Source organism: Aureicoccus marinus, assembly GCF_002954325.1.
Classification (GTDB): Bacteria; Bacteroidota; Bacteroidia; order Flavobacteriales; family Flavobacteriaceae; genus Aureicoccus; species Aureicoccus marinus.
The window spans coordinates 1,182,235-1,208,412 of sequence record NZ_MQVX01000001.1 but is presented as its reverse complement, the minus strand read 5'-3'; the positions used below and the strand labels follow the sequence as shown (position 1 = coordinate 1,208,412).

Here is a 26,178-nt window from a genome sequence, read left to right as displayed (position 1 = left end):
AGGCAAATAGTCATAAAGGTGTTCTGTTTCCCCAAACAGCATGCCGATAGAGGAGACTTTTCCGATGTCATTAACTTGGGTACTCCGATCAACAATACTATTCGACTTGATGCAGCGGTAGAGCTCGATAAGGTAGTTAAACTGATGACCGAAACTTATCCGGAAATGGTGATTCGCTTGGAGTCTCATACCGACCCGGCAGGAAGTGCAGAATACAACGACCGCTTATCGGCTCGTCGTGCTAAATCAACCTATGAGTACCTGGTTAATAATGGGGTGCCAAAAGAACATATTTTGTCCTACAGAGGATACGGAGAGCGCAAGCCCGTGAATGAATGTACGAGCAAGTACGATTGCAGTGCAGAAGATCTCGGATTGAACCGACGTAAAGAATTCCCTGTAGAACAGATTCGGGGAAAGAGGAGTGCTGTGGCTTAATAGAGCCTAAAAGCACAGTTGCTAGGCCGCCTGGAGAGTTTCGTGGGGACACTTTCTAGGCGGTTTTTTTATTGATCTTCTTCCATGTAACGCTTGTAGGTCGCCTCATCGATACCGATGACTTCTAAGAATTCCAAAAGCTTATCCAGTTCTCGGATTTCGATCTTTCCATCGGCCACGATCATCAGGTGTAATAGCCTCACATACCATTTCTTTTGTTCTTCATTTAAAACCTTCAGTTGCTCCAGGTAGTACAAGGGATCCGCCATATAGCGGTGAACATCTTTCTCTTTAAGATCAAGGCCTAATAACTCCGCTGCGATTGCGGCAATTTCGGCCTCGTCATCACTGCCATCCCCATCGGCGAATGCCATCGAAATCAAACTGCCGAGAATGGCAATTTTTTGTTCTAAACTGAAGGAGTTCTGAAAACGGCGTTTCAATTCGTCGTCATTCGGTTCTTTTCGGAAGTGGTATTCGCTCATGAGGTGTTGATTTTTGAAAGATCTTCAATATACGTGCTTTTTCGAAGGGAACAGCCTCTTGTATTCGGCTTTGTCTTTTTTTAACAGCTTCTAGAATTTGCTTAATATTAAGCATGAGAAAATTGTTCCAACTCCTCGTCTTATTGATGTTTTTGTGTCAAGGATGCAGTGCTCAAAAATCAAGCTTGATTGAAGACACGAAAAGAGTGAATCAATCTAAGGAGTTGAGTTATTATCTTTTTCTGCCTCAGAACTTCAGTGAGGATACTGCAGAAGATTTTGGTCTATTACTCTTTTTACACGGGGGAGGGGAGTCGGGTAGAGAACTGGCTGATGTAACCAAGCACGGCCCACCTAAAATGATGGCTGACGGTTATCCTTTTCCGTTTCTGGTACTGGCCCCTCAGAATCCTTACAAAAAAAAATTTTGGGACATCTGGTCGGTTAAAGCGCTACTGGATCAAATCGTAGTGGACTATGGAGTTGATCCCAATCGAATCTATTTAACCGGTCTTAGTCGAGGAGGAAGTGCTGCCTGGGAATTAGCGGTGCAGTTTCCGGATCGATTTGCTGCCCTGGCTGTTGTGTGCGGTCGAACTCCGGTTCCTTATGCCCATTGGCTGGATAAAAACTTAGCGATTAAAATGTTTCATGGAGTGGATGACCCGATCATCCCGGTGAGTGAATCAGATCAGATGTACCAAGCCCTCTTAAAAAGAGGACTGCAGGTCGAGTACCAACGCTATGAGAATACGGGGCATAATTCCTGGGATAAGGCCTACTCCAGTCCTGGATTATTTGATTGGTTGAATGCGCAGCGAAAATCAGAATAGAATGGTCAATAAAAAAGGATTAGGGATCTTAGTGGTAGCAGTGATGCTGCTTTCGTGCGAATTCTTAGAGAAGAAAGAGGAAAGGATAGCGGTAGACCCCGTGGCGCAAGAAGACCTGCAAAAGGCTGATACCCTTGTCGCTATTGATCCAGAACCTGCGCCTATCGCTTTAAATCAACTTGCCGATACCACCTTTGTTCGTTTGGCTGATTACAGCGATGACTTCTTCTACGATATGCGTTATGCCACAACAAATAACTTTTTGAAAGAGCAGGTTTATGATTGTGGTGAATGCTATACCCGGGTTAAAACAGCCAAGGCCCTGATCAAGGCGAATGCCGACTTTTTGAAGCAGGGTTATAAGATCCTCTTTTTCGATTGTTATCGACCCAATAGCGTTCAGTACAAGATGTGGAAAATCATGCCCAATCCACAGTATGTGGCCAACCCCGTGAAGGGTTCAATCCACAACAAGGGTGGAGCTGTTGATATAACGCTGGCTGACCTGCAAGGAAACCCCTTGGATATGGGGACAGATTTTGACTTTTTTGGTCATAAGGCGCACCACGATCATACCGATTTACCCGCCACCGTACTTCAGAACAGATTGCTACTGAAAACCGGTATGGAAGCCCATGGATTTTGGTCTATCCGAACCGAATGGTGGCACTACAACCTGAGTGCGGGTTCCAATGATAAGGTGGCCGATTTTACTTGGGAATGCAATTAGTCCTGATCCAAACGGGCTTCTAGGAGTAGGGCCTGATCCTGTTGATCACGGGTAAAAAACAAGTAATCCGATTTTCCTCCGGCTTTGATTCGGAACTGTTGTCGAATTTCCTCTACCCGTGAAGGGTAATTTCGACAGACCACTTCCCACTTTTGATTCTTGTACTTTTTAAGCTGCTTGGAAGTAGGAGAGTGGGTATTCAAAATGGTGAAGCGTTTACCCGGAAAATCCAAGCGTGAGTGACTGGAATACAGGTGGCTGTTCTTTTGGATTTTCTTCACCCCGTATTCCTGACTTATCCAATCAAAAGCCCCAGATTTCATCAGAGAAGGATTGGGTAGATACAAATAGCCTTCGGGTTCTCCGAATATCGATTCTGCCACGGCAATATCGCCATAGCTAAATCGGGTTTCTTTCCATTGATCATTTGTATAATGGGCACAGATTATCTGGGGTGGAGACTTTTCTTCATTCAGGGGAACCCACCAGAGGAGCTCTTTTACTTCTTTACCGATGGCAACAACATGGACTTCAGTGGCATTAGGAAGCGCATTGAGGCCTTGTTGAATGTCTAAAAAAGGGGAAGTCTTCAGCAGAAGGTAAGGTGTTCTTGAGGGTAAGAAAGAGAGAAGACTTTTAAGGTTGGGTTCGGTCTGCTCCAGGGCAAATACCCGATTCTGTTCTTCATCCCGGCGAGCGGGGTCGGCATAGACCAGGTCAAAACTGATTTTACTCTGCAAGAAGAAAGCCTCCGCCTCTTGGGCGTAGGTATGGAAGTCATCTAAGCCAAAGGCCATGGAATTGTAAGCAACCAATTGTGCTAAATCCGATTGCCGCTCACAATAGTGGACCTGAAAGCCTTGTTTGGCAAAAGCAAAGGAATCTACCCCAAAACCCCCGGTAATATCGGCGAGGGTAGTCTTTTGTTTTTTGAGCTTGGATTGAATAAGTGCTGCTTTGTAGCCCGCTGTTTTTTCTGAACTACACTGCTCAAGATTCAAGCGTGCAGGAAAGAGTACCTGCTCATTTTTATACCAAGAGGGGAGCTTTTTGCGAATACGTTCTCGCCCCTCCCATTGCTGCTGGAGTTCGATTCGGGTGACTTCGTCAAAAGGAGATGAGCGAAAGGCCCTTTGTTTGGGATCGCTGTTCTGGTGTTTCGCCAAATAGTCCAGCACCTCGGGTTTGACCAAGTGCGGGTTCCATCGGAAAAGCGGATCAGACATTTTTTGTGAACTTCTTCACCACTTCATTTTCAGCTAAAAATTCTTTCAGAATGACTTTGATAGCCGTGTAGCCAGGAACGGCAACGATCATTCCGATGACTCCAAAGAGAAGTCCGGCAATGATGATTACCAAAAAGATCTCTAAGGGGTGAGACTTTACGCTGTTTGAAAATATAAAGGGTTGCGAAAAGAAATTATCGACCAATTGTCCCACCATCAAACCAATCAAAACATAGGTCGCTTTGGGAAGAATTACCGTGCTGAAATCTGCACCGAGGAAACTGGTCATGGTTAAGGTGATCATGATCGTTCCTCCAATTAGTGGTCCAACATAAGGGATGATGTTGAATAAGGAACACAAAAAGGCGATTACCAAGGCGTTTTCGACTCCGACAATCAGAAGGGCTCCGGTATAGATGACAAAGAGAATAAACAACTGCAAAAGGATTCCTCCGAAATAGCGGGATAGCAGGCTGTTGATTTTTCGAATGGATTCGACCATATTTCCTTCCTTTTTGTCCGGGACGAAGGTCAGGATTCCATTTTGCAGAAGATTGCTGTCTTTCAAAAAGAAAAATGAAATAAAGAGAACTGAAAAAAGCCCAACGCTAAAGGAGCTCAGCGCATTGATAAAGGAATTCAGGAAGTTTGGAATAAATCGCAAATCGAGCCCTTCGATCACACTTTTTTCGATGTTTGAGTTTTCTAAAATACTTTCAAAAAGAGGCAGATTGGCATCAAAGTATTCCACGATCTGGAGGTAGAGCAGGTTGATGTTGTTTTTCAGGGCATCGATATCCAGTAGTGACAGGTTTTTACTCTGTTCATTAACCACCGGAATAAAGAGGGCCAGAATGCCGGCAAAAAGGCCGAATAAGAGGCTCATGGCGACGAGAACGGCTAGGGTATTTGGAATGCGAATTCGTTGCAGCAATCGCACAATGGGTTTGCCCAAAAGAGCAATCACCGCTGCGATGGTCAAATACGCAATAACAGATCGTATGGCATACAGAAACCAGAAAAAGAGGACTATTCCAGCGAGTATGAGTACTGCACGCACAATGCCGTTGGCTAGGTTTTGAGGTGTCATTTATTCTTGTTTAAATACATATTGGATCAGGTTGGCTCCCATTCGAAGAGCCTGTAAGCGTACCTCTTCAGGATCGTTGTGAACGCGGGGGTCTTCCCAGCCATCACCCAGATCCGATTCGGTCGTAAAGAGCAATATTAGACGGTCTTCGTGGAACAGACCCAAGGCTTGGGGAGCCTTTCCGTCATGTTCGTGAATTTTTGGTAAACCATTCGGGAAGCGAAAGCGCTGATTGAATAGGGGATGATTTCTTCCGAGCTCAACCAGCTCCTTATCTGGGAATACTTTCTGCAATTCCCTTTTTAAATAAGGTGCTAAACCGTAGTTGTCATCAACGTGCAAAAAACCACCCGCCAGAAGGTAGGTCCTAAGATTCAGAGCCTCTTCATCTGTAAAAAAGACATTGCCGTGTCCGGTCATATGGACAAAGGGGTATTGAAAGAGAAGCGGACTTCCCACTTCTACAGTGGTTGGATTGGATGCCAGTCGGGTGTTAATTTCGCGGTTGCAGAACTCGATGAGGTTGGGCAAAGCCGTTGGGTTACTGTACCAATCGCCACCACCTCCGTATTTGAGCAAGCCAATATTCTGTCCAAAAAGCAGACCCGAAAACAGACCTCCTCCCAGGAGCGTGCAAACAAAAAGTAAAGCTCTTTTCTTCATTACTCTCAAATGTACTGCTTTCGGCTTAAAGGGGGGCTAGCTGTTGCGCATAGCGACAATGGTGCAGCCCACAAGAGCTGCAGTCTCTGTTCTAAGCCTGGTGTCGCCAAAGCTAACCGCCGAAAACCCCTTTTCTGTTGCCCATTCGATTTCTTGGGGGCTGAAGTCGCCTTCCGGCCCAATGAGTAAAGTGATCGGGCGATCGGGTTGTACGGCCCTTTTGAATTCTAGTTTTTCGCCTTCTTCGCAATGAGCGATAAAGGTGGCTCCGGGATGTTCTTGATTCAAGAAGTCCTGAAGGGGAGTGAGGGGGTTCAGCTGAGGTTTGTAATCCCTTAGGGACTGTTTCATCGCCGAAACGATAATTTTTTCGAGTCGCTCCGCTTTGATGATTTTGCGTTCTGATCGCTCACAGAGAATAGGAGTGATACTGCTTAGTCCGATTTCGGTGGCTTTTTCGAGAAACCACTCGAAGCGGTCATTCGATTTTGTCGGAGCCACGGCCATGTGCAAGGCGTAATGCGGTTCGGGTTTGAGATAGCTTTCTCTAACCTCCAGTAAGCACTTTTTGGGATGGACTTCTAAAATTTCTGCGGTAAAGCGGCGGCCTTTCCCGTTGGTGATTTCAAGTAAATCCCCTGCTTTTTTCCGCAATACCCGCACCACGTGCTTGCTTTCTTCCTCCGAAAGAAAGAGTTGCATATAACTGTTGTCGAGATCAGGCTTGTAGAAGAGTTGCATTAGGCTTCACTGATTTTATACCGGGCTTGGGCTTTGGAATCTGAGGTGGTGAAAAGGCCTTTTTTTGCTTTAGATACCCCACAATGCCAATCATAGCCGCGTTATCGGTACAATAAGAGAAAGGAGGTATATGGACTTTCCAATGGTGTTTTTGTTTGGCGAGTTCTAAGGCAGACCGGATACCGGAGTTAGCCGCAACACCTCCACCAATGGCTACTTCCTTGACTCCTGTTTTTTTAACCGCAAGATGAAGCTTATCCATCAAAATGCCGATGATGGTTTTTTGAATCGAAGCACAGATATCGGCCTTGTGCTCTTCAACAAAAGCATCGGATTGTTTCTGCAAGAAGTACAGAATACTGGTTTTTAGTCCGCTAAAGCTGAAATTCAGGCCTTCTACCTTGGGTTTAGGAAAGGGAAAGGCATCGGGATTTCCTTGTTGTGCTAGCTGATCAATTAAGGGACCTCCTGGATAAGGCAATCCCAAGAGCTTTGCACTTTTATCAAAGGCTTCACCGACCGCATCGTCCAGTGTTTCCCCCAGTACCTCCATCTCAAAATAGTCCTTCACGAGAACAATTTGGGTGTGCCCTCCACTGATGGTTAAAGCCAAGAAGGGAAAGTTGGGTTTTTCTTGCTTTTGGTCTTCAATAAAATGCGCCAAAATATGGGCTTGCATGTGATTCACTTCGATAAGAGGAATATCGAGACCCAGGGCCAAGGACTTGGCAAAGGAAGTCCCGACCAATAAGGATCCTAAAAGTCCAGGACCCCTAGTAAAAGCGATGGCTGAAAGCTGTTTTTTATCGATATTTGCCTGAGCGAGGGCCTGGTGTACAACGGGAACAATATTTTGTTGATGTGCACGGGAAGCCAATTCAGGGACAACACCTCCGTATTGTTGGTGAATTTTTTGGGAAGCAGTCACGTTACTCCGCACGCGATCATGCATTAAAACCGCTGCAGAAGTGTCATCACACGAAGATTCTATGGCGAGTAGATAACTTTTTTCCATTTTCACCCGTATATGGTATAGGGATTGAGTATACAAAGATAAACAAGGGCATATCAAAAAGCTGAAATCTATAGTAAAGCGATTTCTGGTGATTTCGATCATCATTGGCTTGCTGCTGTCTGTTTTTTATCTCTGCCCGCTGTACAGACCCGATTAGCTCAAGAGATCACGACACGCTTGAATGCCGAGTTGGGTACGGACATCCGTATAGATCGCCTGAAAATCGTACCCCTGACCCTTAAGACCCACCTCAAAGGAATTTATATCGAAGACCACCAGGGGGACACGCTGGTCTACATGAAGAAGCTTTCGACTTCCATTATCAATATGAAGCAATTGATCGATGGAGATATGAAGTTTGGTGATATCGAGGTGGATGAACTCTTCCTGAACATGGTGACCTATGAGGGTGAAACGGACACCAACCTGGATGTCTTTATCGATTTAGTGGATGATGGCCAACCTCGCGCCGAAGGAACCGCCCCCTTTTTACTCACCAGTTCGGAGATATTCATAGGGAATAGCCGCTACACTCTAGTTGATTACAACGACGAAGAACCGGGAATTCTCGACTTTACCGAACTCAATGTGAAGGCAAGTGACTTTCAAATACTAGGACCGGAAGTCGATATCTTTATTGAAGATATGGCCTTTGAAAGTGGGCGTGGAATCTCGGTCGAAAAGATGAGTACCCAATTCTGCTACACCAAATCACAAATGGTGTACAACGGCCTTTATATTAGAACGCCAGAGTCAGAACTCAAGGGGCGATTGCAGTTCAACTACAAACGAGAAGAGCTCAAGGATTTTCTGGACAAGGTACAGTTGGAAGCTGAGTTTGCGGATTCCTATCTCTCCTTGAACGAAGTCAATCGTTTTTACAAGGCCTTTGGTGAGAATAAAATGGCTCGCTTGGAGTGTCAGGTAAAGGGGACACTAAATGACTTTCTGGTTTCTAATTTGGCCCTGCAGACCACCAGTACACGCATTCGAGGAGAATACCGTTTTCAGAATGTCTTCAAAAAAGAGGAGCCCTTCAAACTGTTGGCCGATATCGATCAGATCTCGACGAGTTATTTTGAGCTTCGGGCTTTGATGCCTACCCTGGTTGGAAGACACTTGCCTTCTTCTTTTGAGAAATTTGGACCCTTTATCCTGAGGGGTGATGCCGATATTACCGATAGCAGTATTGACATAGAGGCCAATCTGGAAACGGCTATTGGACGCAGCTATGCAAATTTGCAAATGACCAATATCAATGCCATTGACCAGGCTTCTTATTTGGGCTTGGTTTCTCTTATGGATTTTGACTTGGGCAGTTTTATAGGCAATCCCAAGCTGGGAAAGGCCAGTTTGGATGTAAATGTAGAAGGAAAGGGATTCACGGCGGAGTTTCTTGAAACGGAGGCTATAGGGGAGGTGTATTATATTGATTTCAATGGCTATAACTACAACAATATTCAGGTTTCAGGGGTCTTCAAAGAAGAGCTCTTTGATGGGATGTTGAAAAGTGACGATCCCAATATTTCGTTTGACTTTAAGGGGTTGGCCGATATGAAGGCAGATATGAACCGGTTCAACTTTACGGCGAGCGTAAAAAATGCCGATTTGCGCAAGTTGAACTTCCTCAAAGACAGCATCGCTTTGTTTAAAGGGGATATTACCTTGGATGCTACCGGCAATACGTCGAATAACATTCAGGGTTCCGTCCAGTTCACCAACACGATTTACGAGAATCAGAATGACCAGTATGTCTTTGAGGACTTCGCGGTCGTGTCGGAGTTTTCGGCGGATTCTTTGCGCAATATTCAGATCGCTTCACCGGACATCATGAACGGCTATATGCGTGGTCGCTATAAGCTGGATGAGCTCCAGGCTCTTTTCCAGAATTCCATTGGTAGCATCTACACAAACTACCGCCCTTATGAAGTGTCAGAAGGGCAGTTTATGAACTTCAATTTTAAACTCCGAAAAAAGATTGTTGAAGTCTTTTTCCCTGAAATCAATTTTGACCCGAATACGTATTTACGTGGTCAAATTGTGGCTGATGAAGGAGATTTTAAAATGACTTTTCGCTCCCCCGGAATAGAACTTTTTCAGAACAGTTTTGAAGATATCGAAGTTCGAATTGACAATAAGAATCCCGTTTACAATACCTATGTAGCCGTGAAGGAAATGTCGACGGTCTACTACGATGTAAAGGATTTTGAACTCATCAATACCACTTTGAGCGATACGCTTTTCTTCCGAACAGAATTTAAAGGAGGAAAAGGGTATGACGATACGTATAACCTGAATTTTTACCACACCTTTAACGAGGATCAAAAATCAGTCATTGGACTCAAGCGATCCGACTTGAGCTTTAAAGGAAATACCTGGTTGATCAACAAAGACTCCAACCCCAAGAACAAGATCATCATCAACAATTCTCTGGATTCTATCTATATCAATGATATCGTCATGGATAATGGGAACCAGGAGCAGATCCGACTCAGTGGTCGTCTTGCCGATTCTACGTACAAGGATTTGGATTTGGATTTCAAAATTGTTTCTCTGGCCAAGATTACACCCAGTATCGATAGCCTGGCTTTGGATGGTCGAATCAATGGGTACTTGAATATCAGGCAAAGAGAAGGGAATTATTTGCCCACGGCCGGTCTGGATATAGAAAATTTTACCGTTAACGATTCGGTGATGGGAAATCTCCTGATCAATGTATCTGGTAATACCGATTTGACTGAGTATACCGTGAATTGTGAACTCTCTAAAGGGTTGAAGGAACGCTTCAGTGTTCTGGGGAAGATTTATAACCGCAATAGTGCTCCTCGATTAGACCTCATTGCTGGATTCAGTGATTTTCCGCTGAAACCCTTCGCTCCTTTAGGAGAAGATGTATTGACCAATATCCGGGGGAAGGTGAATGGTACAGTAAATCTTCAGGGCTTGGCCGAAAACCCCGATATGCAGGGTTCCCTGACCCTTACCCAGGCGGGTTTTGATATTCCCTACTTGAATGTGAATTACGACTTTTCACCCTTTTCCAAGGTAGACCTCGAAGGGCAGTCGTTCTGGTTTAGAAATCTCGATATCAACGACAACAAAGAAGGGACGACCGCGCTCTTAAACGGGAATATCACCCACCTGAATTTTGAAGATTGGACCTTGGATCTGAACCTGGCTACCCGAGGAGATCGCTTTTTGATATTGGATACGGAATTCGATGAGGAAGCTCTTTACTACGGTACCGGCTTTGTCAATGGAACCGGCAGTATTACCGGGCCGACCAATGCATTAAATATTACTTTTGATGGTTCCACGGCTCTGGGTACATCGCTCAAGATCCCTTTAAGCGATTTAACCAGCGTAGGAGATTATTCCTTCATCAATTTTATTGAAAAGGACGTCGCCCTAGGTGATGGAGAAAAACGGGTCTTGGACGATTACGAAGGGGTAGAGCTAACATTTGATTTGCTCGTCACTCCTGATGCAGAAGTTGAGATTGTGATGGATCAACAGACCGGTAGTTCTCTCAAGGGTACGGGGGAAGGTCTTTTGTTGATGGACATCAACACCAACGGAAAATTCAATATGTACGGGGATTTTGCCACCGTAACAGGGGAGTACAATTTCAAGTACGGCGGAATTATCGATAAGAAGTTTATTGTACGTCCTGGGGGCTATATCACCTGGGATGGGGATCCGCTACAAGCCACTTTAAATATGGAGGCGGTCTATGCGCTCAATGCCAACCCAGCGCCTCTACTGGATAATGGTCAGGGCTATACCGGGCGAATTCCCACAGAGGTTGTGGTACGCTTGGATGGAGAACTCGAGAGCACCAATATTGGTTTTGACATTCAGTTTCCGAATACCAGTTCAGTGGTCCAATCGGAGCTGGAATATAGACTTCAAGACCCGAATGTAGAAGAGCGAAATGCCTTCTTTCTCTTGGCCCAAGGAACCTTTGTGAATGACCAAATTGGATTGACACAGCAAGCTTTAACCGGAAACCTCATCCAAACCGCTTCGGGGTTAATCAATCAAGTACTCAGTGTTGGAGACGAAAAACTCGATATCGGTTTTTTATATGAACAAGGCCTGGATGTAGGGGCTGGAGGTGCTGGAAATACGGAAAACCGAATTGGGGTGACTGTTTCTACACAGATATCGGATCGGATTCTGGTCAATGGACGGGTTGGATTGCCGGTCGGTGGTGGTGGAGTTTCCGAATCGGTTGTGGCCGGCGATGTTGAAGTTCAGGTGCTTCTTAACGAAGAGGGTACACTTCGAGCACGAATCTTTAACCGAGAAAACGAGATTCAGGAATTTTTAGCCGAACGACAGGGCTACACCCAGGGAATAGGACTTTCTTATCAGGTGGATTTCAACACCTTCCAGGATCTTCTCCGAAAAGTCTTTAAGAAGAAGAATGCGGGAACCAAACCAAGGGAAGAATCCGAGCAGACACCCTTCTTCCTGGACAACGACAGCCTTATCGAATTCAAGTCCAAAACGGCCTCCGATGATGGTTCTAAAGACCAGAATTAAGGGCTTTCTATTCTTGTAGGAATATTTCTCCTCTACGAAAACGTTTGAGAAATTTGGAAACGGCAAATTTGAGGTTGCATCCTCAATTTTTTGCAAGATGTTTTCTAAGTTTGCTCACTTTTATTGCAGTAAATGGCGAAGGAGATTAAGAAAATCGCAGTCCTTACCTCAGGTGGAGACAGCCCAGGAATGAACGCTGCCATCCGTTCCGTTGTGCGTACTTGTGCGTACCTGGAAATCGAATGTGTAGCGATCTACAGAGGGTATCAGGGCATGATTGAAGGAGACTTCAAACCCATGAATGCCCGAAGTGTAAATAACATTATCAATAAGGGAGGCACGATCTTGAAGTCTGCCCGTTGTTTGGAATTCAGAACACCGGAAGGAAGAAAGAAAGCCCACGATCAATTGGTCAAGGCAGGAGTTGATGCCTTTGTCGTGATTGGAGGGAATGGAAGCTTTACCGGCGCCATGATTTTCAATAATGAATTCGACTTCCCCGTGATGGGTATCCCGGGTACCATTGACAACGATATCATTGGGACTTCTTATACCATAGGTTTTGATACAGCGATTAATACGGTCGTTGAGGTAATTGATAAGATTCGCGATACAGCCAGCTCGCACAACCGACTTTTCTTTATTGAAGTGATGGGGCGTGATGTCGGACATATTGCACTAAATGCCGGAGTAGGCGCAGGAGCTGAAGAAATCCTGATCCCGGAGCAAAACCTGGGACTTGAACGTCTTTTGGATTCCCTCAAACGCAGTAAAAAATCTGGTAAATCTTCCAGTATAGTTATTGTTGCTGAAGGCGATAAGATTGGTAAGAACGTCTTTGAACTCAAGGACTATGTCGAGGAACACCTGCCCATTTACGATGTACGGGTATCGGTATTAGGCCACATGCAAAGAGGAGGAAACCCAACGTGTTTTGACCGTGTTTTGGCCTCCAGAATGGGAGTGAAAGCGGTGGAAGCTCTTTTAGAGGGAAAAACCAATTATATGGTTGGGATTCGAGACAATGATTTGATTTTAACTCCCATAAGCGAAGCGATAAAAGGACATACCCCAGTCGACGAAGAGTTGATTAGGGTATCGGATATAATGACGACTTAAAAACTAGAGAACCTAAATAGAAAATTATGGGACAGCTTAAAATAGGAATTAACGGATTTGGGCGTATTGGACGCCTGGTCTTTAGAGCAACTGTAGAGCGTGATGATGTTGATGTAGTTGCCATCAATGACTTGCTGGACGTAGAGCACTTGGCTTATTTGCTGAAGTACGATTCTGTACATGGACGTTTCAGCGGTGAAGTAGAAGTGAAGGATGGCCACTTGGTTGTCAACGGAAAAACAATTCGTATTACGGCAGAGCGCGACCCAAAGAACTTACAGTGGGATGCTGTAGGTGCTGAAATTGTTGCTGAATGTACGGGTATATTCACTACTCTAGATATGGCTCAATCCCATATCGATGGGGGAGCGAAAAAAGTAGTTATTTCTGCTCCTTCAAAGGATGCTCCTATGTTTGTTATGGGAGTGAACCACGGTGATGCAAAATCCAGTGACACCATCGTCTCTAATGCTTCTTGTACAACCAACTGTTTGGCTCCAGTAGCAAAAGTACTCAACGATCACTTCGGCATTGAAGAAGGGTTGATGACAACAGTACACGCCACTACCGCGACTCAGTTGACCGTAGACGGTCCTTCAAGAAAAGATTACCGTGGTGGACGTAGTGCCATGTTGAATATCATTCCTGCTTCCACAGGAGCGGCCAAAGCGGTAACGAAGGTGATTCCAGCGCTTCAAGGAAAGTTAACAGGAATGGCTTTCCGTGTTCCTACTGCGGATGTATCTGTTGTTGATTTGACCGTTCGTTTAAAAAAGGAAACTTCGTATGAAGAGATCAAGCAGGTCATGAAGTCTGAGTCTGAAGGTGCCCTAAACGGTATTCTTGGATACACTGAGGAATTGGTTGTTTCTCAGGACTTTGTAAGTGACAAAAGAACGAGCATTTTTGATGCTGGTGCCGGTATTGAGTTGAATTCTAAATTCTTCAAGATTATTTCTTGGTACGACAACGAAGCGGGATACTCCAATAAGCTCGTTGATTTGGCACAACATATTGCCGCACTCTAAGTTATAAGAGGGCTTCGGAACTGATATAATATCTTTCGAAGCCCTCAAAATTTTGCCTATGATTTTAGTTGTCGACAGTGGCGCTACCAAATCTGACTGGATTGCGCTGGACGAAAAAGGAGAAGAACTTTTTGTCACACAAACCTTGGGCTTAAGCCCAGAAGTGCTGACCCGAGAGGTAATAGAAGACCGCTTGGCGAACAACTTCGATATTTCTCAACGCAGAGAAGAAGTGACTCAACTTTTCTTTTATGGAGCGGGCTGTGGTACCGAGAGGATGAAGAACTTTCTCAAGGGAATCTTCAAAGATTTCTTCCCCAAGGCCAAGATTGAGGTTCGTGAAGACACCTACGCGGCCATCTACGCGACAACAAAAATCGGTCATCAAGGTATTGTTTGTATTCTGGGAACAGGGTCCAACTGCAGTTATTACGATGGGCATCAACTCTTCCAAAAGGTGACATCTCTGGGCTATATTCTGATGGACGATGGAAGCGGAAACTTCTTTGGTCGAAAGCTTCTCAGGGATTACTATTTCCACAAAATGCCTCAGGATTTAGGGATCAAATTTGCCAAAGAGTACGAATTGGATGCAGATGTGATTAAAGACCACTTGTACAAGCAGCCCAACCCCAATACCTATCTGGCCACTTTTGCCCGTTTCATCATCGAAAATAAGAACCACCCGTACTGCAAGGGGGTGATTGATAAGGGCTTACAACAGTTCGTCAACAACTACATCATGCAGTTTGAACTCGCGACAAAAGTCCCGATTAGTTTTGTTGGCAGTATTGCACACTTTTTACAAGACGAGCTGGCCACTGTTTTAGAGCGCAACGATTTGATCTTGGGTGTAGTCAGAAGACGCCCAATCGATGGTTTGGTGGACTTTCATCGCAGTACCATCTAAGAGTAGAACTTGTCCTTCTTCAAGCGCGTTCAGCGCATGGCAATCATCGAAATTTCCACATTGACGAATTTGGGAAGATTCCCCACTTCAACGGTTTCGCGGGCAGGAGGAATCTCGCCTTGGAAATACGCGCCATAGATTTCATTAACCGCAGCAAATTGGTGCATATCTTTTAGGAAGATGCTGGTTTTGACTACATGACCAAAATTCATATTGGCTTCACTCAAAATAGCCCGTAGGTTTTCCATACATCGACGGGTTTCGGTGGCAATATCGTCTTGAACCAATTCCATGGTAGCAGGATCTAAAGCAATTTGTCCCGAAATAAAAAGGGTGTCGTTTTTAAGAATGGCTTGGTTGTACGGTCCGATGGGAGCCGGGGCATTGGGGGTATTGATGACTGTTTTCATGTGGTAATATATTTAGCGGCGGCCAATATTACGCTGACTGCGCTGGTCCCATTTCAGGTCGCGTAAAATAGAGCTGCTTATTCCAATAAAGAAATCCCAGCGCTCGTTTCGCCCAAAAGGTACCCAGTTAAATCGTAAATCAAAACTTTTCAGGTTTCGCGTAAAGCCGAGCTGAGTTAAGTTAAAGCCTTTATTCTTAAAATCATAACCTGATGATACGCGCACTTTCCACCGGGGCGAGAGTTGCACGTTTCCGGAGAACATTAATGAATTGTTCGTGAATTCGTTTTGTCTATTGGTATTGCTATACGTACTGGTAAAAGCCAGGCGTAAATCCCAGGGGATGGTGGTCCCGTAAATGGGGTTGTCTACCTCTCCATCTTCTCCCTCGTTGTCAAAAGCGAAATTGGCATCTCTATCGTTGAGTCCGAATCCAAAGAGATCATCTTTACGTCCTCCACTGGCTGCTCGGTAGTCATTGAGGTCGGCATCAGGATCTTCCTCTTCTTTTTCGCCCTTCTTTTTCTTCTTGAATGTTTCGTTATTTAGGGAGTAACCCAGGTTCACACTGGCCCGAGTGAGGCGGAATAGACTTCCTCCGTTTTTAATGTTGAGGGTGTTGATCCGAGTCCCGTTATTATCGATAGCGTAGGGGTCCAGGCTTCCTTGGAAGTTGATCGACAGTTTATTGTTTAAGAGGGTTGTTCCTCCATTGAAACTCAGGGGAGCCAATTTGAGGGAGTCCGCCTCAAAGTTATAGGAGGTGGCTAGGTTCAGGTTACTCAGGAGCGAGATCTTTTTGGGTTCGGTCTCTGAACTGTCCTTGGGCATGATCTTCGCCTCAATGGTATTACTCAAACTAAACGACACGGAATTGGAGCGGTTAAGGGAAGGAGCTCCATTAAGTGTTCCTTCAAATCGACTGTATTGTTCCAACTCACCATCCAAGTTTGTGTAGGTGTCGTAGAACTGCTCAAAAGAAGGGGTGTAATTCCAACCCAAAGAAGGGCGCATGACGTGCCGAATGGCCTGCAAGCGCTTGCCCTCTTTAAAGCGGTAGTCTCCATAGACGGTCGTACCGATACTCGCTTGAAGGCCGTAGCGATTCCAGCGATCGAATCCACGTACGGTATCCAGAACCACCTCTTGGTTGCTTGTGGTGTTGTCTGGATTTTGCCCTCTGGTAAAGGTCTCGAAAGTCCAGACATCTTCGTAGGTACCACCCACAGTAACACTGAGGTACTGGGCTAGCTTAAAGTTGGTGTTGATCGGAATGGTGTGTCTGGCACCTACACGAGAATCTTCGAACATACGACCAGTGAGAAAGAGAGAGTCTACGGTTTGAATACGATTTTCTGCTCGTGCGGAATACTGGAAGTTGATGTTTTGGAGGGCTCCTTTTTTAACCCCGTCTCTTTTTGCAAACGGAAAGATTCTTTCCATATTCATTTGCAGGGTTGGCAGGGTCATATTGATAACCTCCGTATTGGTATTCTGGTTGTGGGTAGCCGTCAAACTCAAGTCTACTCGCGGATAAGCCGGAAAGGTCTTGGAATAGGAGATGGAAGAGGAGAGGTTGTTGTTTTGGGTTAGCGCCAAGTTCACCTGGTTTGCTGAATTCCGGAAGTACGAACTACTACCGAGGTTCACCGAGGCTGAAAAACGCGAGTTTGGGTTGGCTTTGGAATCCTGACTGTGCTGAATCTGCAAGTTGTAAATCGTCTGTCTACTGTAGTCCTCAAAGCCTCGCTGACTCGTGATCAGGTTCTCGAATCTGAAATCGATACTTCCTTGGTATTTGTATCTCTTTTTGTAAACCGACCGCGTTCGAAATCCATAACTACCGTTGGTAAAGAAGTCCCCAACGATGGTGAAATCCAGGTAATCACTAATCGGGAAATAATACCCCCCATTTTGAATGGCATACCCTCGCTGAGGATCCGAAGTGAAGGTGGGGAAGATGAGTCCACCGGTTCGGTTATTAGTCAATGGGAAATAAGCGAAAGGTAAAGCAATTGGGGTAGGAACCTGCACCAGATACATATTACTGAATCCCGCAATGATCTTCTTCCCGGGAACGAACTTGGCCTTTCGGATTCGAATGAAGTAATCGGGATCAATGGTATCTTTTGAGGTGGTCAGTCGTCCATTACGCAAGAAGTAAACGGAATCATTTTCTTTCTTGGTTCTTTCAGCCAAGACTTTCATGGCATCATTTCCGCCTCCAATAGCACCAACCTGGGCTTGTTGTTCTGTTCTCGAATTCCAAATGATAGCTCGTTTGGTGTCAAAGTTAAAGCGAATCGAATCGGGAATCACCTCGTTCTGCCCTTGTTTAAAAAAGGGCAATTGGCTGTAATTACCGTCTTCATCCTTGATTCGGCCAGCGTAGACTTCATTGGTGGTGTAGTCCATCACAATGATTCCCGCTTTGAGTTCGGTGTCTTGGTAATAGATTTCGGCCTCGTTGTAGAGGTATATTTTTTTGTCTTTCTGGCTTAAGCGTACATAGTCCTTAGCGCTGTAGCGAATCTGGTCTAAAATGGTGTTGCTTGGCGCTTTTTCTTGGGTTGCAGTATCTTTTTTTACGCTGTCATTCAGGATGTTAGGAGGTAGAAGAGCCCCTTTTATGGTGTCCCTAAAAACGGGGGTCCGCAAGGTGATTGGCCGGTCCTCCTGGGCTTGAAGTCCCCAGCAAACCAACAAAAGCAAAAATAAAAGTGTACGAAATTGAAGGTTTGACTGCAATGCGATAAATCCTACTTTTGTAAAGGTTTGGCCTGGTTTTTGGAATCCAAACTTACATATATTTTTGGTACGCCAAGGAGGCCTTATCCTATTTTTAACGCCCCAAGTTCATCTAAAACCTTGAGTTATGCATGTTGTAAAATTTGTATCTCTACTTTTCTTATCGCTACTCCTCAGCGGTTCGACGACTCTGGCAAGCAAGCAAGGACCTCCACAATTAAAGGAAGAGCCTGTTAATAAGCCTTTTATCGTTGTGCTGGACGCGGGACATGGAGGGCATGATCCAGGTAACTTAGGGAACGGATATCTCGAAAAAAAGATCGCTTTAAGCATTGTTCTTAAAACAGGTGCTTTTCTAGAGAAGCAACCAGGGATTAAAGTGATCTACACAAGAAAGGACGATACCTTTGTGGATCTCTACAAGCGAGGCGAAATTGCCAACAAGGCCAATGCCAATTTATTCGTCTCTGTTCATTGTGATTCTCATACCTCGAACGCCTACGGAGCAGGGACCTTTGTCATGGGGCTGCACGTAAATCAAAAAAACTTTGAAGTGGCCAAGAAAGAAAATTCGGTGATCTATTTGGAGGACAATTATAAAGAGCGTTACGCCAATTACGATATCAACAGTCCGGAATCACTTATTGGCAATACCATCATGCAGGAGGAATTTCTGGATGAAAGTATTCAGGTGGCTGCCATGATTCAAAAACAGTTCACGGGTTCTCTAAAGCGTAAAGACCGCAAAGTGAAGCAGGCGGGCTTTATCGTTTTGCACCAGACTTTTATGCCGAGCGTATTGGTCGAAACAGGTTTTTTGACCAACAAGACAGAAGGAGCCTACCTGAATTCTAAAAAAGGACAGGAGCAAATGGGGCGGGCCATCGCCAATGCGGTAATCGGCTACAAAAGGAGCCTGGACCAGGCGGCAGCAGCAAATGATATAGGTGCTTTGACCAGCAGTACGCCAGATCCTTCACAGGAAGAGGCTGTAGTCGAAACCAAAACGAAAGTTGAAGAAACCAAGCCGGAAGTCACTAAAGTGGTTGAATCTAAGCCCAAGCTCAATTCCAATTCTGCAGGTAAATCTCCGGTAGTGTACAAGGTGCAATTAATGGCAACGGTTAAGACTATTCCTTTAAGTCCCTCCTATTTTAATGGCTTAAAAACCATGTCCAAGGAGGCCTACAAGAATTTGTATCGCTATATGTACGGGTCGGTAAGCTCTTACCGAGAGGCACGGGAATTACAAAAAGAAGCTGCATCTAAAGGATACTCAGGCTGTTATATCGTCGTTTACAAAAACGGAGAACGGGTACCTCTAACGGCCGCCATTCGCTCTGCTTATCCTTGAAAGAAGGGCAGGGGCTTTCCTAAATTATTCCTAATTTTATCCAAACCCTAAAGCGGACCTGTTGAAGCTCTCAAGAGAAATCAAAACTGGACTAATTGCCATTGTTGGTATTGTATTATTTATTTCCGGTTATAGCTACCTGAAATCCCTCAGTATATTCGATAATTCCCGGACTTTTTACGCCGTGTACGACAACGTCGCCGGTCTCCAAAACGGCACCCAGGTCTACATCAACAGCATTGATGTAGGAAAGGTGAAGGATATCCGTTTTTTGGATAAGCAGGGGAAGAAATTACTGGTAACCCTTTCCTTGAACACTACGGTTGAATTTTCCAAAAACAGTGAAGCCCGTATTAATGGCAACCTGTTGGGGAGTAAATGGGTCGAAATCAATACGGTTTTTGACGGGCAACCTATCGCGGTTTCGGGAGATACCTTGCCTTCTGTAGTGGTTCAAGGTTTGACGGACAAATTGCCCGAACTCGAAGGCCAATTACAGGGTGTGGCGGGTTCCGCAGATAGCCTCTTGACCAATGTCAACCGTGTTTTGGATATTCAGCGCAGAGAGGAACTGCGCATGAGCATCAGTAATTTGAACGAAACCATCCTGGAGTTCAAAGAAAGTGTTCGTGGAATCAACAATATTGTCAAGGGTAATCAAAACGAGTTGGATTCTTCCGTCAAGAACTTCTATCAAATTACGGAGAATTTCAAACAGCTTTCCGATTCCTTGAACCGTGCAGGTTTACCCAACACCATGAAGGAATTTCAGTCTACCGTAGACAACCTGAACAGTGTGCTGGCTAAGATTGATGCAGGGGACGGAACGCTCGGTAAATTGACTCAAGATGAGGAGCTCTACAACAACTTGACGAATGCCTCGAAGGAACTTGATCTCTTGCTTCAAGATTTCCGTTTGAATCCGAAACGATATGTCAACGTATCGGTATTTGGCAAGAAGCAGAAAGAGTATACCCTGCCTGAAAACGATCCGGCGGAAAACAAGAATTAGTATAAATTATGGAGTACTTACCCAATGTGATTTTTGTGTTGGTGTTAGCGGGGGCCATTGGGCTTTTTGCGAAGAATGTCGGCAAATTAAGACGAAATATCTTTTTAGGCCAGAAGGTCGATCGCTCTGACCAGAAAAGCGAACGCTGGAAGATGATGGGGCTCGTTGCCTTGGGCCAAACCAAGATGGTGGTGCGACCTATAGCCGGGTTTTTACACATCATCGTCTACTTAGGCTTTATCATCATCAATATCGAAGTCCTTGAAATTGTACTGGATGGAATTCTAGGAACCCACCGTCTTTTTGCCTTCTTGGGCGGAGTTTATGACTTTTTAATTGGATCATTCGAAATTCTGGCCTTTTTGGTTGTGGTATCGGTTGTGGTCTTTTGGCTTCGAAGAAATTCCCTAAAGCTGGCTCGATTTGTCAAACCGGAGATGAAAGGCTGGCCAAAGAATGATGCCAACCTCATTCTCTACATTGAAGTGGTTTTGATGGGCTTATTTTTAACCATGAATGCGGCGGATTACCAACTGCAACAGATGGGTTCAGAACACTATGTCGAGGCGGGTTCTTTCCCGATCAGTAGTTTTATTGCGCAAGGTTTAGCGGGCTGGTCGGAGTCGAGCTTAATTCTTTTGGAACGCGCTTGCTGGTGGCTACACATCATCGGTATCCTGTCTTTTTTGAATTACTTGTATTACTCCAAACACCTCCACATCATTTTGGCTTTCCCCAATACCTGGTATGCCAAACTGCAGCCAGCAGGAGAGATTAACAACTTGGAATCAGTTACCCAAGAGGTGAAAATGATGATGGATCCCAGTGCTGATCCCTTTGCTGCCCCTGCAGAAGATAGCGGAGCAGACGTAGATGATCCTGGAACTTTTGGCGCCAAAGATGTACAGGATTTGAATTGGGTTCAGCTGATGAATGCCTATACCTGCACCGAGTGCGGGCGTTGTACTTCTGAATGCCCGGCGAATCAGACCGGAAAATTGCTTTCTCCTCGTAAAATTATGATGGATACCCGTGACCGCCTAGAAGAAGTAGGAAAGGTACTTGATGCCAACAAGGGGGAGTGGAAAGACGATGGAAAAAATTTACTGGACGACTATATCACCCGAGAAGAACTTTGGGCATGTACCACTTGTAATGCCTGTACACAAGCCTGTCCAATCGGAATTGACCCTCTATCCATTATCGTGGATATGCGGCGTTATTTGGTGATGGAAGAATCGGCAGCCCCTAATGATTTGAACGTCATGATGGGGAATGTAGAAAATAACGGTGCCCCTTGGCCATTTAACCAAATGGACCGATTGAACTGGGCGAATGAATCCTAATTGAAGCGGGATAATGGAAGAATTGAAGATCAAAACAATGGCCGATATGATGGCCGCAGGAGAAACCCCGGAAGTGCTATTCTGGGTAGGATGCGCCGGTAGCTTTGACGACCGCGCAAAAAAGATCACCAAGGCCTTCGCGCGCTTGTTAACCCAAGCAGAAGTTTCGTTTGCCGTTTTAGGTACAGAAGAAAGCTGTACGGGAGATCCGGCAAAACGCGCTGGAAATGAGTTCTTGTTTCAAATGCAGGCGGTGACCAATATTGAGGTCATGAATGCCTATGAGGTGAAGAAGGTAGTGACCACTTGTCCGCACTGTTTTAATACCCTCAAGAATGAATACCCGGCATTAGGAGGTAACTACGAGGTCATGCACCACACCACCTTCTTAAAGCAGCTACTCGAAGAAGGCCGTCTCAAAATAGAAGGAGGTGCATTTAAAGGAAAGCGAATTACCTTCCATGATCCTTGTTATCTGGGGCGTGCGAACAAAATTTTTGAGGCCCCTCGCGAGCTGATTCAAAAGCTCGATGCGGAGTTGGTCGAAATGAAAAGCTGCAAGACTCGCGGGCTATGCTGCGGTGCGGGTGGAGCTCAAATGTTTAAGGAGCCTGAAAAGGGCAATAAAGACGTCAATATTGAGCGAACAGAACAAGCGCTGGAGACGCAACCCGAAATCATTGCTGCAGCCTGTCCATTCTGTAACACCATGATGACCGATGGGGTTAAAAACAAAGAGAAGGAAGGTGCCATCAAAGTGATGGATGTGGCTGAATTACTGGATGGGATCGAAGATTTATAGGCATGCTGGTCGATTTTAAGGAATTGCCTTCTGAGGCAAGAATTTGGATATACCAATCGAATCGCCCCTTCACCGAGGCTGAACTGCCTGAGCTTAAGGATCTTCTCGATACTTTTTTAGAGCATTGGACGGCTCATGGGCAAAACCTCAAGGCCGGTTATGACTTGCCTTATAACCGATTTATTGTGATCGGTTTGGATCAAAACCAGGCCTCTGCTTCTGGGTGTTCCATCGATGCTTCCGTGCACTTTATTCAGGGTTTAGAGCAGAAGTACAGTGTTGATTTGCTGGACAAAATGAATGTCACCTACAAGCAAGGAGAATTCGTTGCACACAAGGCCTTAATGGACTTCAAGAACATGGCTAAACAAGGTGCTGTGGGTCCCAACACAGTGGTTTTCAATAACCTGGTAGCTACTAAGGGAGAGTACGAGGAAAACTGGGAGGTGCCTGCAAAGGAAAGCTGGCACGCAAGGTTTTTCTGATACCTCTGGTCTACAATTCTTGCTTTTTGTCCAGAGCCTTCTTCATAATTGCTTCAAAAGCAATAATTTCGATTTGGCGCAGTTGTTGGTCTATTGCATTTATGAAGCAACTCTACATTACCATAATCCTTGTTTTTACAGCCAGTTTGGTTAATGGCCAGGCTGGTCCCTTGGTAGCATCTGACACCTTAGGGCAGGTGAGGTGGGTCAATGCGGAGTACGCAAAAATGACCTTGGACCAAAAGATTGGGCAGTTGTTTATGGTGCAGCTTTCTTCGGCTGCTCCAAAGAAGCAATTGATGAAGCAACTTTCTTTAATTGAAGACCAGCAACTGGGAGGGATTATTTTTTCTACCGGTTCACCCACCGCCCAACTTCGACTGACGAATTCTCTGCAGAGCAGAGCCCGTATCCCTTATTTAATTGCACAAGATGCCGAGTGGGGCCTCGCTATGCGTCTGGATTCCGTGCCTCGATTTCCTTGGAATATGAGTCTGGGAGCCATCCAGGACTCTTCTATGATAGAAAGGGTGGGCTATGAAATTGGGCAGCAGTTTAGCCGTATGGGCGTTCATATGAACTTTGCTCCGGTAGCCGACAGCAACACCAATCCTCAAAACCCCATTATAGGTAACCGATCCTTTGGACAGGACCCCAAAGAGGTTACCCTCAGGGCAATGGCCTATATGAAAGGTTTGCAACAAGCCGGAATATTCAGTTGTGCCAAGCACTTTCCCGGACACGGAGATACGGCTAAGGATTCACACAAAGTTCTTCCCTATATCAGCGGTGATAAAAAGCGTTTAGACAGCATAGAACTGTATCCCTTCGAAATGTTAGCCGACGCAGGAATAGAATCGGTTATGGTTGCCCATTTAGGGGTGCCGGCTTTTGAGAAAAGAGAAGGCTTTCCTTCGTCTCTTTCGAAGGCCGTGGTAACCGATGTCTTGTTGAAACGTTTACAATTCCGGGGCTTGGTGGTAACCGATGCTTTGAATATGAAGGCGGTATCGACTTTCGCTCCTCCGGGAGAGGTGGAGTTGAAGGCTTTTTTGGCAGGCAATGATCTGTTACTCATGCCGGAAGATGTGGTTTCCGCCGTAGCTACCTTTAAAAAAGCCTATAAACAAGGACTAATAAGTGAGATTCGCTTAGCCGCTTCGGTCAAGAAAATTCTGATGGCGAAGTTCAAAGCGGGTTTGAATCAATGGGAGCCTTTGCCCGAGGAGGGGTTAGTTGCGGATCTGGATCCTAAAAGTGCTCGTATTTTGCGGGAAGAACTCTTTGAGGAATCGATGACCGTGGTCAAAAACGATTTTGCCTTACTTCCTTTAAAGAATCTTGAAAAAAAAGAAAATTGCCTACGTCCACTTAGGAGAAGCTTCCAGTGAAGCTTTTTTAAGTACACTTCGGAAGTATGCACAAGTCGATGCTTTTGATTTTCGAAAGGCCAAGTCCTTTGCGGCCCAATTAAAGTCTTACAACCTCATTGTTGTTGGGGTACACAAGAGCGACGCTTCCCCCTATAAAAAATTCCGTTTAACCAAGACTGAACAGGAACAGTTGAAGTCTTTAGCGTCTCTGCGCAGCAGTAACCTGGTGCTTGCCCTATTCGCTAAGCCATACGCACTTTCTGATATTGCGGTGATTCCGCCGCAGACCGCAGAAATTCCTGTTGGTCCAGCCCCGGCTAATGGTCCGGCATTACAAAACAGTCCTATTGGATCCGGAATCAGTTTTGATTTACATCCTTTCGATGCCTTTCCTGAAATTGACGCTATTCTTTGCGCTTATCAGAATCACCCGATTGCACAAAGTAAAGCGGCTCAAGTTCTTTTTGGGGCAATAGAATCCCACGGTCGACTTCCTGTGAGTATTGCCGAGCAACCCGGTTTTCAGGCAGGGGATGGTATTAGCACTCGAAAATTGGAACGCTTGGGGTATAGTATTCCGGAAAGAGTTGGTTTTGATGTCGAATGGCTAACTCGAGTAGATACCTTGGTGCAGCATGGCTTAGACTCCTTAATGTATCCTGGAGCCCAGGTCCTTATAGCGAAAGACGGTAAAGTGATTTACAATAAGGCGTTTGGGAAATTAACCTTTGAGGGAGAAGAAAAATTGACCAAGGAACACCTCTTTGATTTGGCTTCCCTGACCAAAATCCTTAGTACACTGCCTTTGCTCATGGAAATGGAGGAGAAGGGCGATTTGGAATTAAACAACACCTTTTCGGAACTGATACCGGAATACAGCGACAGTGAACTCAAGGATGTTACGGTTTTAAAGGCTCTGTCACACTACGGTCGTCTACCTGCTTGGATTGCCTATTACGTCAATACGCTGGATAAGCAGCGCAAGCCTTCGAAAGAACTTTATCGCCAAAAGCCAGAACCTGGTTATGAAATAAAAATTAACGAAAACCTCTACCTGTCAAACAGCTACGGGGATACGATTTACCGCAGAATTGGGGAGCAGGAACTCAAATCAAACCGCTACCGTTACAGCGATGTCGGTTACTACGTGTTCAAAAAGTATATCGAAAAGAGCAAAGGACAACGTTTAGATACCTTATCGAATAATTTTCTTTACGCTTCACTAGGCGCCAATAACACCCTGTTCAATCCGCTTCGCAAATTTCAGAAGAAGTGGATCGTTCCAACGGAAGAAGATAAATATTTCCGCCATACCACAGTACGGGGCTATGTCCACGATATGGGAGCGGCCATGCAAAATGGTGTCGGTGGGCATGCAGGATTGTTCAGTAATGCCAACGATGTTGCGAAGATCATGCAGATGTATCTACAAGGAGGTTATTATGGAGGGCAGCGTTATTTGCAGTCTCGCACGATTAGTAAATTCAACACCTGCTATTTCTGCCATAAAGATGTGCGCCGAGGTGTCGGTTTTGATAAGCCTCAGCTCAAAGATCACGGCCCCACTTGCGGCTGTGTTTCACGTAAGAGTTTTGGGCACAGTGGATTTACGGGTACCTATACTTGGGCGGATCCCGAAAAGAACTTGGTTTATGTATTCTTGTCCAACAGAACCTATCCTTCTGCGCGGAACAATCTGCTTATTTCGACCGAACTCCGCACACGTATCCAGCAGGTAATTTATGATGCTCTTGACGAGTAGCCCGCTTAATTTCCATTAGCTTTGTAAAAATCGGTAAGTTCTTCTTCCGATTTACGGCTA

At 45.3% G+C, this 26,178-nt stretch carries 21 protein-coding genes and 1 pseudogene; 14 read left to right on the top strand and 8 right to left on the bottom strand.

Annotated features, from left to right (window positions below; genetic code table 11):
- Positions 1-18 precede the first annotated feature (18 nt).
- On the top strand, positions 19-438 hold the full coding sequence (locus BST99_RS05615) for an OmpA family protein (RefSeq protein ID WP_181044159.1): 420 nt from the start codon (positions 19-21) through the stop codon (positions 436-438).
- 68 nt (positions 439-506) lie between these two features.
- Here the strand turns inward: BST99_RS05615 and BST99_RS05610 are convergent, their stop codons facing one another.
- A complete protein-coding gene (locus BST99_RS05610; protein ID WP_105000925.1) occupies positions 507-923 on the bottom strand; it encodes a TerB family tellurite resistance protein in 417 nt (138 codons plus the stop codon).
- Between the two features lie 113 nt (positions 924-1,036).
- Between BST99_RS05610 and BST99_RS05605 the strand changes: the two genes are divergently transcribed.
- Together BST99_RS05605 and BST99_RS05600 are read left to right on the top strand one after the other, a co-directional pair.
- Complete coding sequence (locus BST99_RS05605) at positions 1,037-1,756, top strand: carboxylesterase family protein (RefSeq protein WP_105000924.1); 720 nt, start codon at positions 1,037-1,039, stop codon at positions 1,754-1,756.
- Position 1,757: 1 nt separating this feature from the next.
- Positions 1,758-2,486 carry a M15 family metallopeptidase gene (locus BST99_RS05600; protein WP_245916193.1) on the top strand — a complete coding sequence of 243 codons (729 nt, stop codon included), beginning with the start codon at positions 1,758-1,760 and terminating at the stop codon, positions 2,484-2,486.
- Here the strand turns inward: BST99_RS05600 and BST99_RS05595 are convergent.
- The 5 genes and pseudogenes from BST99_RS05595 to tsaD all read right to left on the bottom strand — a co-directional run bounded on the left by BST99_RS05595 (position 2,483) and on the right by tsaD (position 7,221).
- A complete protein-coding gene (locus tag BST99_RS05595; protein WP_105000923.1) occupies positions 2,483-3,712 on the bottom strand; it encodes a THUMP-like domain-containing protein in 1,230 nt (409 codons plus the stop codon). The two genes, BST99_RS05600 and BST99_RS05595, sit on opposite strands and share 4 nt — an antisense overlap.
- On the bottom strand, positions 3,705-4,802 hold the full coding sequence (locus BST99_RS05590) for an AI-2E family transporter (RefSeq protein WP_105000922.1): 1,098 nt from the start codon (positions 4,800-4,802) through the stop codon (positions 3,705-3,707). The genes BST99_RS05595 and BST99_RS05590 overlap by 8 nt, the downstream gene beginning before the upstream one ends.
- On the bottom strand, positions 4,803-5,465 hold the full coding sequence (locus tag BST99_RS05585; protein ID WP_105000921.1) for a DUF4159 domain-containing protein: 663 nt from the start codon (positions 5,463-5,465) through the stop codon (positions 4,803-4,805). It abuts the gene before it with no gap.
- A 36-nt stretch (positions 5,466-5,501) separates the two neighbouring features.
- On the bottom strand, positions 5,502-6,206 hold the full coding sequence (locus BST99_RS05580) for a 16S rRNA (uracil(1498)-N(3))-methyltransferase (RefSeq protein WP_105000920.1): 705 nt from the start codon (positions 6,204-6,206) through the stop codon (positions 5,502-5,504).
- Positions 6,206-7,221, bottom strand: a pseudogene (gene tsaD / locus BST99_RS05575) (tRNA (adenosine(37)-N6)-threonylcarbamoyltransferase complex transferase subunit TsaD). Before tsaD ends, BST99_RS05580 begins: the two are co-directional and overlap by 1 nt.
- Before the next feature lie 177 nt (positions 7,222-7,398).
- On the opposite strand from tsaD, the gene BST99_RS05570 reads away from it, so the two are divergent.
- The 4 genes from BST99_RS05570 to BST99_RS05555 all read left to right on the top strand — a co-directional run bounded on the left by BST99_RS05570 (position 7,399) and on the right by BST99_RS05555 (position 14,826).
- Positions 7,399-11,769, top strand: a complete 4,371-nt coding sequence (locus tag BST99_RS05570; protein WP_245916192.1) for a translocation/assembly module TamB domain-containing protein — start codon at positions 7,399-7,401, stop codon at positions 11,767-11,769.
- A 132-nt stretch (positions 11,770-11,901) separates the two neighbouring features.
- Positions 11,902-12,888, top strand: a complete 987-nt coding sequence (gene pfkA / locus BST99_RS05565) for a 6-phosphofructokinase (protein ID WP_105000917.1) — start codon at positions 11,902-11,904, stop codon at positions 12,886-12,888.
- A gap of 26 nt (positions 12,889-12,914) precedes the next feature.
- Positions 12,915-13,916 (top strand): type I glyceraldehyde-3-phosphate dehydrogenase, encoded by a 1,002-nt coding sequence (gene gap / locus BST99_RS05560; RefSeq protein WP_105000916.1) that lies wholly within the window; start codon positions 12,915-12,917, stop codon positions 13,914-13,916.
- A gap of 58 nt (positions 13,917-13,974) precedes the next feature.
- Positions 13,975-14,826 carry an N-acetylglucosamine kinase gene (locus BST99_RS05555; protein ID WP_105000915.1) on the top strand — a complete coding sequence of 284 codons (852 nt, stop codon included), beginning with the start codon at positions 13,975-13,977 and terminating at the stop codon, positions 14,824-14,826.
- Positions 14,827-14,855: 29 nt separating this feature from the next.
- Here BST99_RS05555 and BST99_RS05550 read toward each other — a convergent pair whose 3' ends face one another.
- On the bottom strand, positions 14,856-15,236 hold the full coding sequence (locus BST99_RS05550) for a RidA family protein (protein ID WP_105000914.1): 381 nt from the start codon (positions 15,234-15,236) through the stop codon (positions 14,856-14,858).
- Positions 15,237-15,248: 12 nt separating this feature from the next.
- Positions 15,249-17,942, bottom strand: a complete 2,694-nt coding sequence (locus BST99_RS05545; protein ID WP_219843852.1) for a putative LPS assembly protein LptD — start codon at positions 17,940-17,942, stop codon at positions 15,249-15,251.
- A gap of 169 nt (positions 17,943-18,111) precedes the next feature.
- Between BST99_RS05545 and BST99_RS05540 the strand changes: the two genes are divergently transcribed.
- The 7 genes from BST99_RS05540 (at position 18,112) to BST99_RS05510 (ending at position 26,118) form a co-directional block, all read left to right on the top strand.
- Positions 18,112-19,338 carry an N-acetylmuramoyl-L-alanine amidase family protein gene (locus tag BST99_RS05540; protein WP_105000912.1) on the top strand — a complete coding sequence of 409 codons (1,227 nt, stop codon included), beginning with the start codon at positions 18,112-18,114 and terminating at the stop codon, positions 19,336-19,338.
- A gap of 61 nt (positions 19,339-19,399) precedes the next feature.
- Positions 19,400-20,350, top strand: coding sequence for an MlaD family protein (locus BST99_RS05535; RefSeq protein ID WP_105000911.1), 951 nt, complete (start codon positions 19,400-19,402; stop codon positions 20,348-20,350).
- An 8-nt stretch (positions 20,351-20,358) separates the two neighbouring features.
- Positions 20,359-21,696 carry a 4Fe-4S dicluster domain-containing protein gene (locus tag BST99_RS05530; RefSeq protein WP_105000910.1) on the top strand — a complete coding sequence of 446 codons (1,338 nt, stop codon included), beginning with the start codon at positions 20,359-20,361 and terminating at the stop codon, positions 21,694-21,696.
- A gap of 13 nt (positions 21,697-21,709) precedes the next feature.
- Complete coding sequence (locus BST99_RS05525) at positions 21,710-22,498, top strand: (Fe-S)-binding protein (RefSeq protein ID WP_394335605.1); 789 nt, start codon at positions 21,710-21,712, stop codon at positions 22,496-22,498.
- Positions 22,499-22,500: 2 nt separating this feature from the next.
- Positions 22,501-22,983, top strand: coding sequence for an ABC transporter ATPase (locus BST99_RS05520; protein ID WP_105000908.1), 483 nt, complete (start codon positions 22,501-22,503; stop codon positions 22,981-22,983).
- A 101-nt stretch (positions 22,984-23,084) separates the two neighbouring features.
- The gene (locus BST99_RS05515) at positions 23,085-24,374 is read left to right on the top strand and encodes a glycoside hydrolase family 3 protein (protein WP_105000907.1); all 1,290 of its coding nucleotides are present in this window, start codon (positions 23,085-23,087) and stop codon (positions 24,372-24,374) included.
- On the top strand, positions 24,325-26,118 hold the full coding sequence (locus BST99_RS05510) for a serine hydrolase domain-containing protein (RefSeq protein ID WP_317046117.1): 1,794 nt from the start codon (positions 24,325-24,327) through the stop codon (positions 26,116-26,118). Before BST99_RS05515 ends, BST99_RS05510 begins: the two co-directional genes overlap by 50 nt.
- The last annotated feature ends 60 nt before the right edge of the window (positions 26,119-26,178 follow it).

Excerpts from the sequence above, each read along its gene's own strand:
- BST99_RS05610 (WP_105000925.1), bottom strand. The coding sequence starts at position 923 with ATGAGCGAATACCACTTCCGAAAAGAACCGAATGACGACGAATTGAAA.
- BST99_RS05605 (WP_105000924.1), top strand. The coding sequence starts at position 1,037 with ATGAGAAAATTGTTCCAACTCCTCGTCTTATTGATGTTTTTGTGTCAA.
- BST99_RS05600 (WP_245916193.1), top strand. The coding sequence starts at position 1,758 with ATGGTCAATAAAAAAGGATTAGGGATCTTAGTGGTAGCAGTGATGCTG.
- BST99_RS05595 (WP_105000923.1), bottom strand. The coding sequence starts at position 3,712 with ATGTCTGATCCGCTTTTCCGATGGAACCCGCACTTGGTCAAACCCGAG.
- BST99_RS05590 (WP_105000922.1), bottom strand. The coding sequence starts at position 4,802 with ATGACACCTCAAAACCTAGCCAACGGCATTGTGCGTGCAGTACTCATA.
- BST99_RS05585 (WP_105000921.1), bottom strand. The coding sequence starts at position 5,465 with ATGAAGAAAAGAGCTTTACTTTTTGTTTGCACGCTCCTGGGAGGAGGT.
- BST99_RS05580 (WP_105000920.1), bottom strand. The coding sequence starts at position 6,206 with ATGCAACTCTTCTACAAGCCTGATCTCGACAACAGTTATATGCAACTC.
- pfkA (WP_105000917.1), top strand. The coding sequence starts at position 11,902 with ATGGCGAAGGAGATTAAGAAAATCGCAGTCCTTACCTCAGGTGGAGAC.
- gap (WP_105000916.1), top strand. The coding sequence starts at position 12,915 with ATGGGACAGCTTAAAATAGGAATTAACGGATTTGGGCGTATTGGACGC.
- BST99_RS05555 (WP_105000915.1), top strand. The coding sequence starts at position 13,975 with ATGATTTTAGTTGTCGACAGTGGCGCTACCAAATCTGACTGGATTGCG.
- BST99_RS05550 (WP_105000914.1), bottom strand. The coding sequence starts at position 15,236 with ATGAAAACAGTCATCAATACCCCCAATGCCCCGGCTCCCATCGGACCG.
- BST99_RS05540 (WP_105000912.1), top strand. The coding sequence starts at position 18,112 with ATGCATGTTGTAAAATTTGTATCTCTACTTTTCTTATCGCTACTCCTC.
- BST99_RS05530 (WP_105000910.1), top strand. The coding sequence starts at position 20,359 with ATGGAGTACTTACCCAATGTGATTTTTGTGTTGGTGTTAGCGGGGGCC.
- BST99_RS05525 (WP_394335605.1), top strand. The coding sequence starts at position 21,710 with ATGGAAGAATTGAAGATCAAAACAATGGCCGATATGATGGCCGCAGGA.
- BST99_RS05520 (WP_105000908.1), top strand. The coding sequence starts at position 22,501 with ATGCTGGTCGATTTTAAGGAATTGCCTTCTGAGGCAAGAATTTGGATA.
- BST99_RS05515 (WP_105000907.1), top strand. The coding sequence starts at position 23,085 with ATGAAGCAACTCTACATTACCATAATCCTTGTTTTTACAGCCAGTTTG.